14 protein-coding genes are annotated in these 16217 nt (G+C 42.0%); 2 read left to right on the top strand and 12 right to left on the bottom strand.

The genetic code is table 11. The features are described 5' to 3' along the window. The 9 genes from AC37HE_RS16380 to AC37HE_RS16340 form a co-directional block, all read right to left on the bottom strand. A partial coding sequence (locus tag AC37HE_RS16380; protein ID WP_500784104.1) for an adenosylcobalamin-dependent ribonucleoside-diphosphate reductase occupies positions 1 to 2408 on the bottom strand: 2408 nt, incomplete at its 3' end. Positions 2409 to 2734: 326 nt separating this feature from the next. Then, positions 2735 to 3967, bottom strand: a complete 1233-nt coding sequence (locus tag AC37HE_RS16375) for a 3-deoxy-D-manno-octulosonic acid transferase (protein WP_500784102.1) — start codon at positions 3965 to 3967, stop codon at positions 2735 to 2737. 65 nt (positions 3968 to 4032) lie between these two features. Further along, positions 4033 to 4503 carry a ribonuclease HI gene (gene rnhA, locus AC37HE_RS16370; protein WP_500784100.1) on the bottom strand — a complete coding sequence of 157 codons (471 nt, stop codon included), beginning with the start codon at positions 4501 to 4503 and terminating at the stop codon, positions 4033 to 4035. Positions 4504 to 4602: 99 nt separating this feature from the next. Beyond that, positions 4603 to 5652 carry a tRNA preQ1(34) S-adenosylmethionine ribosyltransferase-isomerase QueA gene (gene queA / locus AC37HE_RS16365; protein ID WP_500784098.1) on the bottom strand — a complete coding sequence of 350 codons (1050 nt, stop codon included), beginning with the start codon at positions 5650 to 5652 and terminating at the stop codon, positions 4603 to 4605. 93 nt (positions 5653 to 5745) lie between these two features. After that, positions 5746 to 6459: a tRNA pseudouridine(55) synthase TruB gene (truB, locus tag AC37HE_RS16360; protein WP_500784096.1), complete on the bottom strand. Its 714-nt coding sequence runs from the start codon at positions 6457 to 6459 to the stop codon at positions 5746 to 5748. A 197-nt stretch (positions 6460 to 6656) separates the two neighbouring features. Beyond that, on the bottom strand, positions 6657 to 7541 hold the full coding sequence (locus AC37HE_RS16355) for an undecaprenyl-diphosphate phosphatase (RefSeq protein ID WP_500784094.1): 885 nt from the start codon (positions 7539 to 7541) through the stop codon (positions 6657 to 6659). 73 nt (positions 7542 to 7614) lie between these two features. Then, positions 7615 to 7866, bottom strand: a complete 252-nt coding sequence (locus AC37HE_RS16350; protein WP_500784093.1) for a DUF3098 domain-containing protein — start codon at positions 7864 to 7866, stop codon at positions 7615 to 7617. A 28-nt stretch (positions 7867 to 7894) separates the two neighbouring features. Beyond that, positions 7895 to 8773, bottom strand: coding sequence for a cell division protein FtsX (locus AC37HE_RS16345; protein ID WP_500784091.1), 879 nt, complete (start codon positions 8771 to 8773; stop codon positions 7895 to 7897). After that, entirely contained in the window at positions 8751 to 11252 is a 2502-nt protein-coding gene (locus AC37HE_RS16340; RefSeq protein ID WP_500784089.1) for a YfhO family protein, read from the bottom strand. The genes AC37HE_RS16345 and AC37HE_RS16340 overlap by 23 nt, the downstream gene beginning before the upstream one ends. A gap of 69 nt (positions 11253 to 11321) precedes the next feature. On the opposite strand from AC37HE_RS16340, the gene AC37HE_RS16335 reads away from it, so the two are divergent. Beyond that, positions 11322 to 12803, top strand: coding sequence for a lipopolysaccharide biosynthesis protein (locus tag AC37HE_RS16335; protein WP_500784087.1), 1482 nt, complete (start codon positions 11322 to 11324; stop codon positions 12801 to 12803). Between the two features lie 11 nt (positions 12804 to 12814). Next, the gene (locus tag AC37HE_RS16330; protein WP_500784085.1) at positions 12815 to 13666 is read left to right on the top strand and encodes a glycosyltransferase; all 852 of its coding nucleotides are present in this window, start codon (positions 12815 to 12817) and stop codon (positions 13664 to 13666) included. Positions 13667 to 13686: 20 nt separating this feature from the next. Here AC37HE_RS16330 and AC37HE_RS16325 read toward each other — a convergent pair whose 3' ends face one another. The 3 genes from AC37HE_RS16325 to AC37HE_RS16315 all read right to left on the bottom strand — a co-directional run. Continuing rightward, positions 13687 to 14535 carry an alpha-1,2-fucosyltransferase gene (locus AC37HE_RS16325; protein WP_500784083.1) on the bottom strand — a complete coding sequence of 283 codons (849 nt, stop codon included), beginning with the start codon at positions 14533 to 14535 and terminating at the stop codon, positions 13687 to 13689. Continuing rightward, complete coding sequence (locus tag AC37HE_RS16320; RefSeq protein WP_500784081.1) at positions 14516 to 15649, bottom strand: glycosyltransferase; 1134 nt, start codon at positions 15647 to 15649, stop codon at positions 14516 to 14518. Before AC37HE_RS16320 ends, AC37HE_RS16325 begins: the two co-directional genes overlap by 20 nt. Next, on the bottom strand, positions 15646 to 16217 hold a 572-nt coding region (locus AC37HE_RS16315; protein WP_500784079.1), incomplete at its 5' end, for a glycosyltransferase. The genes AC37HE_RS16315 and AC37HE_RS16320, both read right to left, overlap by 4 nt.

Genomic DNA, 16217 nt, shown 5'->3' with positions numbered 1-16217 from the left:
CTGTTAATGGTTTCATTATCCAGTTGCAATCCGTTAACAGTATTCACCACTTTATGAATTGGCATACCGTGACGAAGGATACCTGAAATCAGTTTTGCATAGTTCCAGAATACCGGGTTGAACTTATACGACAATCCTTCGATGGTCGTTTTGTAACCACGCTTATTGCAATATTGGAAGTCGTATCTTGAATTTCCTTCTTCGTCGCGACTCTTGATGATTTTTCCTTCTGTTACTGAACGAGGCAACAAAATACCATCTTCATCATCCTGCAAACCGGTAAAGATCTCGTAAGGCTGATCACCAACTAAGCCAATGAAGGCAACCCACTTTTCTTTATTGTTTTGGAAGCGTACAACTTCAGCATCCAGTTCTTCCGGGCGCTTAGTCGGGAATCCGGTAGTCAACTCACTACCTTTATCTTCTTTTTTGTTTGAAATCAGAACACCCGAGCGAGAACCATCGCGGTAAACAGTTACCCCTTTACATCCACTTCTCCAGGCTTCGAAATAAAGCTTTCCTACCAAATCTTCTTCTACATCAGCCGGCAGGTTTATGGTTACACTGATAGAGTGGTCAACCCATTTCTGAATACGACCTTGCATACGCACTTTATTCAACCAGTCAACATCGTTTGAAGTAGCTTTATAGTAAGGTGATTTTTTCACCAGCTCCTCCAGTTCTTCCTGTTCGTAGTGCTTTTTAATTTCAATTCCATTGGCTTTCATCCAGGTGATGAATTTATGATGGAATACGGTATATTCTTCCCAGCTATCGCCAACTTCGTCAACAAAGTCTACCCGAACGTTCTTATCATTCGGGTTTACCTTACGGCGACGTTTGTAGACCGGCATGAAAACAGGCTCAATACCTGAAGTTGTTTGAGTCATCAAGCTCGTTGTTCCGGTAGGAGCAATGGTCAACAAAGCAATATTACGACGGCCATATTTTACCATCTCCTGGTAAAGAGCCTCATCTTGCTGACGAATGCGGTTGATCATTGGATTATTCTTTTCACGTTCCGGATCGTAAATTTTAAACGCACCACGCTCTTTAGCCATATTTACCGATGAGCGGTAAGCTTCAACAGCGATAGTCCGGTGTATTTCTTCACTGAAATCTGTTGCATCGTCGGTTCCGTAGCACAAACCTAAGGCTGCCAGCATATCACCTTCAGCAGTAATACCTACGCCTGTACGACGACCTTCGCGTGCTTTTGTTTGAATCTTTTCCCACAAACGACGTTCAGTATATTTAATTTCTTCATCTTCCGGATCAGCATCCACTTTGGCGATAATTGCATCAATTTTTTCCAACTCCAGGTCGATAATATCGTCCATCATGCGCTGTGCATAGCCAACATGTTGTTTAAACAAGTCGAAGTTGAATTTTGCCTGTGCAGTAAACGGGTTTTCAACATACGAATAAAGGTTTAGTGCAATCAAACGACAACTATCGTATGGACATAATGGAATTTCGCCACATGGGTTAGTCGAAACGGTGCGGTATCCAAGATCTGCATAACAATCAGGCACAGACTCGCGTGTAATTGTATCCCAGAATAAGATTCCTGGTTCTGCCGATTTCCAGGCATTATGAACAATCTTACCCCATAGCGCATTGGCATCGATCTCATTTGAATAGGTTGGAGTTTCTGCCTGGATCGGATACTGCTGGGTGTATGGAGTCCCGCTTTCAACCGACTTCATAAAATCATCGTGGATCTTAACCGATACATTCGCTCCGGTTACTTTGCCTTGCTCCATTTTGGCATCGATAAATTTTTCCGAATCCGGGTGTTTAATTGATACCGAAAGCATCAAAGCACCGCGGCGACCATCCTGGGCAACTTCGCGAGTCGAGTTAGAATAACGCTCCATAAAAGGAACAATACCGGTTGATGTAAGAGCCGAGTTTTTCACCGGTGAACCTTTTGGACGAATGTGTGACAAATCGTGTCCTACACCACCACGACGTTTCATCAGCTGAACCTGCTCCTGGTCAATCTTCATGATTCCGCCATACGAGTCAGAGTCGCCTTCGTTTCCAACTACAAAGCAGTTCGAAAGGGAGGCAATCTGGTAATGGTTTCCAATACCGGTCATCGGACCACCTTGCGGAACAATGAATTTAAAATCTTTCAGCAGTTGAAAAACCTGCTCCTCACCCATTGGGTTATCATACTTCTTTTCAATCCGGGCGATTTCGCCAGCCAGGCGTCTGTGCATATCATCCGGGCTCTTTTCGTAGATATTTCCGAAAGAGTCTTTCAGCGCGTATTTGTTAACCCAAACCCGTGCTGCCAGATCATCGCCGTTAAAATACTTGAGTGTTTCTTGAAACGCCTCGTCTTGAGAAAAAGTCTCTTTGCTCACTGTCGGAGCGGTAACTGCATTTTTGAAAGCCATACACCAAAAAATTAAAAACGGTTAATGAATTAACTGGTTGTTTTTAAAGAGAGAAACCAGTTTGCATTGTTAAGGAATTGCTACATGCAATATACCACCTCGATCAAAAAAAAGGAATACTTAAAATTTCGAAAACGTTAAAAGTTATCAACTTTTAATCGTTAATTGACTGAACGCCAATATTATAAATATTTGATAATTAAGAAAAGTTTACAGAAATGATAATTTATGCAAAAATGTATATTTGAAAAGTTATCACAAAATGAAGCATTTACGGGAATATAAAGCCCGCTACGAAAAGCACAAAAAAGAGGTTTCAAAAAACACTAATTGTTAAAAACTTTTTGCACTATTTTTTGTGTTGCTCCAATATTCTCTCCCATAAATCGGGTACAGCCCTCTCCTATTTCAGCACGCAATTCCGGGTTCGCAAAAAGCTCTTCTAACTTACGAACCGCTTCCTCCGAAGTTGTAATTGAAAAAGCAAGCTTCCGATTCACCAATTCAACAGCTTCCTGAAAACGGAGATAATTTGGCCCGAAAAGAACCGGGATATTATAAATTGCAGCTTCGAGCGTATTGTGAATGCCTACTCCAAAACCACCACCAATATAAGCCACATCTGCGTAGCGATAAACGCTCGACAAAACCCCGATACAATCCACAATGAGCACCCGGGCATTCTTAAGGTCACTGGTTTCGCCCTGTGTATATCTCACAACCGGAGCTTTTATCATTTCCGTTAGTCGGGTAATGTTGGCCTCTTTTACCTCGTGAGGAGCAAACACAATCTTCACTTCCGGATTGGCATCCAAATAAGCAACAAGGATCTCTTCATCGGGACGCCACGAGCTTCCGACAACCAACAAAGGCGAATCCCCCTTAAACTCCGCAACAATGGGCAAATCTTTCCGGGCAGCAGCGATCTCTGCAACACGATCAAATCGGGTATCGCCAGTAATGGTATAATTGGTAAACCCAATGCGTTGAAGTAAGTCACCGGACTGCTTATTTTGAACAAAGAAATGCGTAACGCCCGCCAAAATATTACGATACCACCGTCCACTGGGCTTTGAAGTAAAAAACAACTGATCAGGACGGAAGATAACTGATACCAAATACAAAGGGATACCCCGCTTAGCAAGTTCCTCGAAGTAATTTTTCCAGAATTCATACTTGACAAAAAAGACCGCATCAGGCTGAACAAGGTTAAGAAACTTTTTGACCTTACCTTTAGTATCAAGTGGCAGATAAGCAACAAAATCAGCCTGCTCGTAGGACTTTCGCACTTCATACCCCGAAGGGGAGAAAAAGGTCAATAAGACTTTATATTCCGGATATTGTTTTTTAATCGTCTCAATCAACGGACGTCCCTGCTCAAACTCGCCCAACGAAGCACAATGCACCCAAACAACCCTTTCGTCAACGGGAAACTTCGTTCTTAATTCCTTGAAAACGGTTCTTTGTCCCTTATTAAAAGAACGAGCCTTATCGTTAAAGGGAGAAACCAGCAAAGCAATAAAACGATAGATATAAATTCCGACTTGGTAAAGATTCATACAAATAAAATTAGTCCGGCAAATGTATTAATAAGTTCTATTCGTCCGTAGGATAAAAAGAGCGATTAAGCCTGAGCCTGCAGATAACCAAAATCCTTTTTCAAACCAGGAGCCATTGAGGCCTCCACTGCCAATTGGTCACAACGCTCATTTTCGGGGATATCAGCATGTCCCTTCACCCAAACAAAACGGACACTGTGCTTGTCGTAGATCTTCAGGAAACGTTGCCACAAATCAGCATTTTTCTTCCTTTTAAAACGCTTCTTCACCCAGTCCCAAACCCATCTTTTCTCGACTGCATCAACAACATATTTCGAATCCGAGTAAACCGTCACCTGGCTACCAGGCATCTTCAAGGCTTCCAGACCAACAATTACGGCCAGCAACTCCATTCGGTTGTTCGTTGTCAACTCATAACCTTCAGACAATTCTTTGCGATGTTGCCCGGACATTAACACAACACCATAACCGCCCGGACCGGGGTTTCCACGGGAGGCACCATCAGTATATATCGTGATACGGGGACCTGTAGCCATAATTTTTGTTTCGGGCAAAGATAACCGAACCGATTGAAAACAAAAAAAGAAAGGCTGTTCCCAACAGAACAGCCTTCAATATTTTATTCATCTGTAAAATTAAAGAATAAGCATCGCATCACCGTAAGTACCGAAGCGGTAACCTTCTTTAATTGCTACCTGGTAAGCTTCCATGATCAGGTCGTAACCACCAAATGCAGCAACCATCATCATTAAGGTTGAAAGAGGAAGGTGAAAATTGGTAATCATACGGTTGGCCACACTAAACTCATAAGGAGGGAAAATAAATTTATTCGTCCATCCTTCGAATGGCTTCAAAAAGCCCTGAGTCGACACCGAGCTTTCAAGTGTACGCATAACAGTGGTACCAACAGCGCACACATTTTTCTTCATTTCTTTGGCCTTATTCACAACATCGCAAGCATCTTCGGTAATCCAAATTTGCTCCGAATCCATTTTATGCTTTGTCAAATCCTCGACATCAACACTACGGAAGTTCCCCAAACCAACGTGTAAGGTTACAAAGCTGAAGTCAACACCGATAATCTCCAGACGCTTCATCAACTCGCGGCTAAAGTGCAAACCAGCTGTTGGTGCCGCAACAGCACCTTCGTGTTTTGCAAAAATTGTTTGATAACGGTCTTTATCTTCCGGCTGAACAGGACGCTGAATGAATTTTGGCAGCGGCGTCTCACCCAAGCCAAACAAAGTGCTTTTAAATTCATCGTACGGTCCGTCAAATAAGAAACGAAGTGTACGACCGCGAGAAGTCGTGTTGTCAATTACCTCAGCAACCAACAAATCATCCTCTCCAAAGTAAAGTTTGTTACCAATACGGATTTTACGAGCAGGATCAACCAATACATCCCACAACCGTTGCTCCCGGTTTAGCTCGCGCAACAAGAAAACTTCAATTTCGGCACCGGTTTTTTCCTTATTCCCATAAAGTCGTGCAGGAAATACCTTTGTATCATTAAAAACCATTACATCCTTATCGTCAAAATAATCTGTAATGTCCTTAAATAATTTGTGCTCTATTTTTCTGGTTTTGCGATCTACAACCATTAATCGCGATTCATCGCGATTATCAGACGGGTGAAGCGCGATTAACTCTTCAGGTAATTTAAACTTAAACTTGGATAATTTCATATGTATCTATTTCTGATTTTTTTGTTGAATTCTGACTTTGAAAATTAAATCTTGCCCTATTTATTCCAAAGCTACCTTTTACGGGGCACTTTGCTATTGGTTACAAAAAAGATCGATATTTTCTAAAAAATAATCAATGTCCATCGCATCCTCTAACTTGTGATCTCCGATTTTCGTTCTTTTTAAGCCTACCAAATAAGCACCCGAGCCCAAGGCTTCACCCAAATCACGGGCTAATGCACGGATATAAGTTCCCTTGCTACATTCTACCCTTATAACCAAAAGATTGTTTTGAAATTCGACAACTTCAAGAGCATAAAGGTGAATTAATTTGGCATTTAGCTTAACATCCTGCCCTTTTCGAGCATGTTCATAAGCGCGCTTACCATCAACTTTCACTGCACTAAATACCGGCGGAACCTGCATTTGCTCACCCTTAAACTTGTCCAATATTTGATTTAAGAGGTCAATATTAATATGCTCAACGGGATATTGATTATCCTCCTCGGTTTCCAGATCGAAAGAGGGTGTTGTTGCCCCCAGCTTCACCGTAGCGATATATTCTTTCGTTTCAGCCTGAATAAGGTCAATCTGCTTCGTGGCCTTACCTGTACACAAAATCATTAAGCCAGTAGCTTTAGGATCTAAGGTCCCGGCATGACCAACTTTCAACTTTTTCAATTTTAAAGCACGCGTCAGTTTATTACGCACTTTTTTTACCAAATCAAAAGATGTCCAGTCTAACGCTTTATCGAAAAGTAAGATTTCCCCCTGTTGAAAATCGTATTGTTTGGGTGTTTCCCCCATGAAATGACCACTTTAGTTATCGAATTAACAAAATCCGGCACGACGGATTTTTTCAGGCTGCAAAAATAGCAAATAACCCGACAATCAGGCAATAACAAGTAAAAATATATCGATCCCGGTAACAACAAGCCTCCGGAAGAACATATTCTCCTTTTATAAACAAGAAACTAAATAGACAATTAGCAATAAAAGGAATTCTAAACCATATCCAGGCTATAGCCTGAAAGGAGCAGAATGATTATAACTCCCCCAGCAATAATCCGGTAGACTCCAAAGGCACGGAATCCGTATTTCGTCAGAAAACTAATGAAGAACTTGATTGCTCCCATCGCAACAACAAAAGCAACCACGTTACCTAGGAGTAATACCACAAGGTTCTCCTTCAAAATATCCAGCCCCCCCGGCTCTAAGATTAATTTCAGCAACTTGTAAGCTGTTGCTGCAAACATGGTAGGAACTGCCAAAAAGAAAGAAAACTCGGCAGCCGTTTTGCGTGATAATCGTTGGCTCATGCCACCAACAATTGTCGCCATGGAACGAGACACACCAGGGATCATCGCTAAACACTGAGCCAAACCAATTAAGAAAGCCTTTCGCTCTTTTATTGACTCATCAGCATCAACCTTTTTAAAAATTTGATCGACAAACAACATCAACACGCCTCCCAAAACGAGCATAATAGCAACAACCAACACATCGCCAAGCAGGTTGTCTATTTCATCGACAAAAGCTAAGCCAATGACTGCAGCAGGAATAAAGGCAATGAGCAGTTTCCAATAAAAATCGAATTTATAAATGACCCGCTTAATAACAAACAGGGCTTGTTGTCCAAAGGACTTATCCTGCAATGCCTCGCGATCGATAATTTTACCTGGATTAATTTTGAAAAAACGCTGCCAGTAAAGAACAATAACCGAAAGGATAGCCCCAAACTGAATAATTACAGTAAATGCTTTAACAAACTCGGTACTGGGAACGCCCAAAACACTTTGGGCAATAATCATGTGGCCGGTTGAAGATACGGGTAGAAACTCAGTCAACCCTTCAACTATGGCAATTATAATTGTTTGTAGAATACTCATGGAGGTAGAAATAAGAGACGTAAGTAAATACGCTCAACTAATAAAAACAAACGATGGGAAATGCTAGCAACCGCTATTTCTCTGAAGGCTTTTTCATGATGGCATAAATTTCGAACAGGAATCCGAAAAGAACCACAACCGGAGCCAGCGTTATTCGTCTGAAACTAAAGACTGCGGGATTAAACACGGAGGGATCATCACTTTTACCACCGACCATCAAAATAAATCCGATGACGATGATCACAAATCCAATCAATAACAACTTATAGTTTTCTTTTCCCAATGCAAATTGGGGATCTGTGTCTTGTGTTTCTTTTTTAGCCATGCTGTTTCTGAATTGAGCTTCAAATATATCAATAAAATAACTCGTCGAACTTAAGCTTTAGAAATTTATTTACCGCAAAATAAGTCGACAAACCGGCAATCAAGGCACCGAATATTAACACTACGATAAAACTAATACCAACCGTATCAACTTGTTGGATATCGAAAACTGAGCGCAAATCGTCGTGATATAAGTAAATCAACAACAAAATCGCAAGATTGGATAAAAGTCCTCCTAACAAACCGTAGGTAACACTCCTAAAAACGAAAGGTCGACGAATAAATGAGCGTGTAGCACCAACCAATTTCATTGTATTGATGACAAATCGCTGACTGTAAATCGAAATACGAATGGTATTATTAATAAGAGCCGTAAAGATGAATAACATGAGTCCAACAACGACCAGCATAAAAAAGCTGATCCGGCGTACATTGTTATTAATAACCTTCACCAAATCGCGCTGATAATAAACCTCCTGTATTTGCGGATAGTCCAAAAAGTTCTTTTCTAAAACTACCAGGCTATCCTCCTGCATATAGGGTGCATGCAATTTTACATCAATCGATGAAAACAAGGGATTGAAACCTAGAAAATCGACAAAATCTTCACCCAGATCCTTTTCCAGACTCTCAGCCGCATCTTTCTTATCCACATACTCGGTCGATTTAACAGCGGGCAATGCTGCCAATATTTTTTGAAGTCTCAAAACCTCAGAATCGCGCAAATGATCCTGCAATACCAAAGTAAACCCAACATGTTCGCGTACATAATCCGTTAGACGTCCGGTATTTTGCACCAACAACGACAACAAACCGACCATAAACAAAATCAAGGTAATGCTAATGGTCGCAGTCAGGTATGAACGAAACAATCTTCGTCTAAGTTTACTCGGGCGCTTCTTCCTCATGTTTTGATCTTCTTTTCCATTCAACAACGATAAGCCCGGCCGCTGCTAAAATCAGAATCAGCGAACTGGCGAGTGATATTTTATTTCCGACAAAATAAGAGGCAGGTTCAAATTTAAACTCAACAACATGCTGACCTTCAGGTATAGCCATCGCACGGAGCACATAGTTTGCTCTGAGATATTCAGCCGGCTTGCCATCAATAAAAGCATCCCAGCCTTTCGGATAATAAATTTCAGAGAAAACAGCCAACCCGGTTCCTCCAGCAACTTTCGCCTCATATTTCAAATAATTAGGCTGATACTCCTGTAATTTAATCTGCGAGTTACGACCTGTTCCAAGTTTTACATCCTTAAGTTGCCCGGAAAAACGCTCGTCAACAACCGCCTCATGCGCCGCATCAAAGCTGGAAAGTGCATCCATCTCTTCGTTGGCATTTGCCACAACTTTAAAGTCGTTTACAAACCAGGCATTCCCTAAAGCATCCGGGTTTACAAGAGGATCGCTATTCGGATCATAAATAAAGTAACGCGTATTCAGCATGTTGATCACATTCAGCGTCGTAAGAACCGAATCCAGCGTATTAGGCTTCCGGAAGCCACCAATCAACTGTTGTATTTCCGGCGAAATCTGATGATCGAACAACTCTTGATAACGTTCCATTTTAGCACCGTGATATCCACCAATCGATTTGTGGAAATAAGAGGTTGAAGCATCCTGAAACGGACTCACCGTCAAGTTCAACACTCGATAATCGGGGTCGGGATCTTTCAAAATTGCCTGATCTGCTTTCGAGGCAGTAAAGGGCTTTTCAACTTTCGACTTCGACACAAAATTGTCGTTGTTCATGTATTTCTTGTCTATTGGCCATAAATCGACAACAACCAATATCGCCCATAAGGCAACAGCATAGCTTGCCTTGATCTTTTTTTGAATAAACAGCCAAACGACTCCAGCTGATAGCGACACAAAAACAAAAGAGCGAAAAGCATCCATGCGCAAAACCGATTTTCGATCATCGCGCAAAGCATGTAACAGCTGATCGGGCCAGCCGGCTTGAGCTAACCGCAGATCTGAGGGCCCCCTGAAATCGCCGGCAATTCCGGGAAGCAAAGCAAACAACAGGGCCGCACCTCCGACAATAATCCAGGAATATTTTAAGGATTTCAGCAGTTCTTTTTTCTCGATACGCCCCAAAACCAGCTCACGAACAGCCAACATGGCCATTAAGACCATGGCAAAATGCTGAATGAAGATAATATTCTTGACATCGCGAAACTTGTTATATCCCGGGAAGTAGTTAATCATAAAGTCGCTCAACAAGGCAAAATTCTTACCGAGCGAAAGCAAAAAGGAAACTACAACAACGGCAACGATCCACCATTTATCCCTGCCCTTAACTGTAAAAAGGCCAAAAACAAACAGGAAAAAGACCACAGCTCCAAAATAGAAAGGTGCTGCAGAAATCGGTTGACTTCCCCAATAGAGCGGTAGGGCTTCGGTGACTTTCTTTGCCGTGGCTTTGCCTTGGTTCTTCTCAAAAAACGAATAAACTTCCGAGTTTTCACCAAGTGGTTCACTCATACCACCACCTTTAAATCGAGGGATGAAAGCAGTCATTGCTTCTCCCAGATCATAGCTATATTCAAGGATGTAATCTTTATCCAAACCTTTCGTTTGGTTTTGCTCATCAACCTTCAATTCCGATTTTCCCCGAGTTGAATATTTGCCATACTCGTAAACCGAATACAAACGACCGAAGTTGGTTCCGACAGCCAACAATAAGGCAACAAGCAATAGTCCACTCGATTTCAGAAAAGCCGGTAAAGCTTTTTCACGAATAGCATAGACCAAGTAGGTAATACCGATCATCAAAATCATAAGGCCGGTATAGTAGGTCATTTGCGGGTGGTTTGCACTTAACATCCATGAAAAACCGATGGCTGCAATCAAGGCTCCCCAATATCTTTTATCCCGATAGGCACTTAAAACCCCTCCGACAATCAATGGCATATACAACAAGGTGTGTACCTTCGTATAATGTCCCGACTCAATCAAAACAAAAAAGTAGGTTCCAAGTCCCCACATCAAGCTCCCCACTGCCGCAACAAAGGGATCAACTCCCAGCAACAGGCACATAACAAAAAAACAAATGAAGCCTAACGCCAGATAGCCGGCAGGCCTGGGAAAGGTAGAGAGGAACCCCTGCTGAATTTTGGCAACAAGTTCACCACCATAGCGAACAGAGATCAGATAAGCCGGCATACCACCAAACATACTATCCGTCCAAAGGGCTTCTTTACCGGTTTCGGCCCGGTAATCGTTCACCTCTTTCGACATTCCCTTAAAATTTACATTATCAGAAGCCATTAGCTTCTTCCCCTCTAACTGGGGAGAATAATACACAAAGGCCAAAATGATGAAAAAGAGAATAATTCCGATTGTAATGAAAATATTGCGATTGCCTTTTATCTTTGCCATAATTCAATTAATGGATTTCATTTTTGGATTGAAGCAAAAGTAACGAAATAATTAAGGAAACCTTCAAAAATGGGGATTATCATAAAGCAATCAATCAAAGGCAGTATCTGGTCATATCTGGGTGTAATGATTGGCTTTGTGACAACCTCTTTTTTATATCCAAAATTCCTGTCGACCGATGTTGTAGGCCTTTTCGGAATTTTAGTTTCCTATGCAACCCTCTTCGGACAATTTAGCCTGCTCGGCTTCCCGGGAATAACCTCAAGACTCTTCCCGCATTTCCGTAGCCAGGAAAACAAGCACCATGGATTCCTGCTGATTGCTCTGACAGTCTTACTCGTTGGCTTCCTGCTTTTTTTGGCTTTTTTTACGACTGTAGCGCCCTGGTTGTCTGAGAACAACGAAGAAAAATCCAGGCTTTTTGCCAATCACCTTTACCTACTCATCCCGATTACCTTTTTCACCATGCTGTACATTCAACTGGATGTGTACAACAAACTACTTTACGATGCAACAACAGGCATCTTCTTGCAGGAATTTCTTCAACGAATGCTACTTTTTGTCATTACCATTCTATATGCAATCGGGTGGATCAACCTCAACCAGTTGATTTGGGCCTATGCCGCTGCAATAAGCATAAAAGGACTCATCATTGCCATCGTGCTATATCGTCGCGGCGAGCTTAGCTTGACTCTGCCCAAGGGATTTGTTAGCAAAAGACTTCGGAAAGAAATGGTTAGTGTGGGCCTATTCTCTATCATTACAGGATTGGGATCCATGATCATCTTCAGTCTCGACAAGATTATCATCAATCAAATGCTGGATCTAAGCAAAACAGGGGTATACACCATTGCTTTTTATTTTGGCACGCTGGTCGTCATTCCATCACGGCCACTGTTAAAGATATCCAGCACACTCATTGCTGATGCCTGGGCAAAAGACGATCTGGAAAGCATCCGTGACATTTATTATAAAAGCTGCCTCAATCAGTTTATCATTGGCGCCTTCTTATTTTTGGGCATCTGGGCTAATATTGATAACATTCTCGAAATTCTGGGTCCGGACTACCATCAATCAAAATGGGTGATTTTCTTCATCGGGCTTGGATATTTGTTTGACATGCTCACAGGAGCCAATTCACACATCATCGGATTGTCGAAGTATTACCGCGTAGCTCTTTATTTTATTGGTATTTTGCTGGTTATTGTTCTCAGCCTGCTATACCTCCTTATTCCAATCGGAGGAATTGTTGGCGCTTCTATCGCAATTGCCGGAGCTCTTTTGCTTTACAACCTGATGCGCTACCTGTACATTTTGGTAATATTTAAACTGCAACCTTTCAACCTGAACTTCATCTACGCAGCCATCTTCTACATCGGAGTTTACTTGTTTATCCGGCTCATTCCACAGCAAAGCTTAATTCTGGATATTTTTATCCGAGGAAGCCTCATAACCATAGCATCCGGTATTTTCCTATATGTTGTACCTATATCGACAGATATTCAGCATATCCTCCGTCAATTTTTAGCCAAGCTGAAAAAGCAAAAATGATTGATTAAACCATGAAAGACATTCAATTTAAACACGTTATTTTAACGCAATTCAATTTAAAAAAATTTCCGCTTAATATTCAGAAGGAAAAAGACTGGATTGAATGGACCAAAGGGCGAATAAACTTGTTTAAAACCTATTGTCTGCCCTCATTTCTCAATCAAAGAAACAAAAACTTTAGTTGGATGATTTACTTCGACTTAGAGACACCCGAAGAATTCCATCCGCTTTTTGACGAATTAAAAGCGATTCCCTTTGTCAACTTGTTTTTTGCCGATGGCCACGATGATTTTATGGCCCGCTACAGAAAAGACATCCGCGATATCGTCGGAAACGCTCCGTGGGTAATTGAAACCCGGTGCGATAACGACGATTGCCTCAACCAAGATGCTGTTGCCGCTATTCAATCGCTTTTTAAAGACCAGGACCAATTTATGATTTCTCTGGCATCGGGCTACACACTGAGCCTGCAGAACCGAAAGATGGCCCATTATTTCTACCCCATGTCTCCCTTCATGAGTATTGTGGAACGAAATTCGAAAGAAATGCTTGGTATCTTTCAACGGGAACATTCCCACTGGGATGGCCTTAAGCTAGGAATTATCTCAGAACTAACAGGTAAAAATCAGCAAGCAGCTTTCGCCCTGAAAAAGCCTTACTGGATCCAAATTATTCACGGGAACAATGTTTTGAATAGTTTCTATCGCGGTCTGCCAGTATTAAATTCCAGGTCATTGCTTGAATTCGGCATCGACTATAACACAAGTAACCAATCGATTCTGGAAACCCCAAAGTTCTTCAACTATGTATTTTGGAAACGATACCTCCGCTGCATGATCGTAAAACCGTTTAAAAAGGTCTGACCCGAAGCAAACAAACGACACTACAGTTTAATCCACGTTCCCGGCATCGAGGAGTAAGTCAGCATGGCACTTTCCGGATAAATCACTGTTTTTCCCGGGTTGTCGTTAAGCCAAGCAGCCCACCAGGAAAATGTACTGTTGGCAATTATGTTATGACGACAATGACTCATCATCAGCATGTCTTTGCTTGCCATTGTTTGGTCGGGATTCTCCACAAAAGTAACATTAGGAAGAAAAGCAAGCTCCTGCTTACACCACTCCAGATCATCGGAAAATACATAACACCTCAGTTCATTGCTCTTCTCTGATATAATATCAATGGCTTGTCGATAGTAATCGGGAGTGCACATCGGGAACGAGTCGGGAAATTTTTTATAATCGCCGCGACGGACATGCACCGCAACCGATTCACAACTCTCCATCTCGGACAACAATGCCAAATCATTTTCAGTGAGTGGCAAATTAAACCGAAAACACTTTCTGATTTCATCTTTCACCCCGGCAAAGTACTGCTCGTTATTCCAATAACCCTCCAGATAAACATCATCCATTGTACGATACTCGTCAAACTGAACCGTTTTCCAGTTTCTATACGACCGATGCCTGCGTCCGCGTAACTGTCGAAGCACCTTATTCATTAAGCTGTAGCCCACATCCGCAAATTTCAAAGAAACCGACGGCGAGACACTATCTTTCTTTAAATCGATACCAAAAACCCGGTCCAACTCAAGCCCGTTATGTGCTTTCCAATGAAAAGTATCACAATCTAACTTCACATTGTCGGCGCCATGCCATTGCTGCATTTGCTTAAAAAAAGCATATTGAAACATCTGGTTCCCCAGACCACTTCTAAGTCGTACGATAATCATCAATTAAATCATTAAGGTGGGTTAGATACTCTTTGGACTTGTTTAATAAGGTATAATCCAAGACTGTCTGCTCTGCTTTCCCAAGCATTTCCTGTATTTGGTGATTCTCCAATTCAACAGCTCGCTTCAACTTTAAGTTAACCGACTGCGGACTATATGGATCACACAAAAACCCATTAACACCATCTTCAATAACACCATCAATACCTTCATTCTCCGAACCAATCGTAATACAGCCCGCTGCCATTGCCTCCAAATACACCAGGCCAAACGTCTCCTGATAACTCGGCAACACAAATATGTCTTGCTTCCGAAGAATAACCATCACTTCCTCTCTCGAAAGCGCGCCTTCAAAAGTTACACGCGAAGTAATCCTCAACTCCTCTGCCAGCAACTTTAGTGTCTTCTCCTCTGGTCCTTCACCTACAATGCTGTAATGCCACTCAATATCAGCAGGCAACTCTACCAAGGCCCGCAATACGAGGTCAAGCTGTTTTCTTTTAATAAACCGACTTACTGTTACAACTCGTTTGATAGTTGATTTCTCTTTTTCTGTCTTTCGGATCATATAACTTTCCGGAATCCCAGAAAGTATCTGAAAGGTTTTACCAGCATATTGAGGGAACAAATGCAAAAACTGCCTTTCATAAGCTTGAGAACGGCAGGCGAAAGCATCTGCTTTTCGGAAAACCATTTTCTGATGGAGATGATGAAACCAGTTTGCAGCAATCTTAATGTCGGACATATGAATACCGACAACAAAAGGCACTTTTAAACGACCTGCAAGTTTACTGAAAGTGAAATATGAGTTATACAAATGGCAAATAACAATATCCGGCTTAAAACGGAGCTTCTTCTCGATTTTGGAATAACGATAAAAAGTCCACTTGATTAACGGAATACGCTTGGGACGAACAAAGGAAACCTGAATATCCTTTCCCACAATAAATGGTTCATTTACAAAAGGCTCGTTTTCGTATGCAAAGTGTGGCCTGAAAACCTGAACCCGATGACCCAACTTCTCCCATTCGATAGCAAAATCGCGGAGCGCTCCCGAAGTATGTCTGGCACACTCATCAGCAGGGAAAAGCTGTGTTATCAAAAGTATATTCATACGTTTAGCATCAATTCTTCGACTAAAAAATGACTTAGCGAGCGGCGCGAGTAACCATTTACTTTTTCACCACCTTCATAGTCATAACGTCCTTGTATATTATCCGTAATAAACCCTCCAATCCCCGCAACATCCCCATAATCAAACAGTTTTCCGCAAGCTGTTTCGTCAATCAGCTTTTCAAGGTCTCCTCCTTTGGGGCCGATGGCTAAAATGGGTTTGCCGGAGGCCAGGTATTCGAAAAACTTACCGGTGATGATTCCCTTATTGTTGGGCACCCTGGGGATAACCAGCAACTGCACCGACGACTGCATGAGGTAAGCAACCGACTGCGAATGCTCAACATAGCCGGGTAAATCAATTTTACTCTTCGGCAGTGCATTTTCGAATGCTGCCAAAATACCCGGCGGACACTTGCCAACAAAGCGAAAGGTCAGTTTCGATTTCAGCTCCTCAGGTAGCTTGCGGAGCGCCTCCAACAAGGCCGACACATCGTACGCCTCTGAGATGGTTCCGGTGTAGGTGAGCACAAAACCATCAGTCGGTTCGGTAGCTTGCTGTTTAAAAT

It is taken from the genome of Mangrovibacterium sp. (assembly GCF_059905295.1).
The sequence above is the reverse complement of the archived record's forward strand: the minus strand, read 5'-3'. Positions and strand labels throughout refer to the sequence as shown.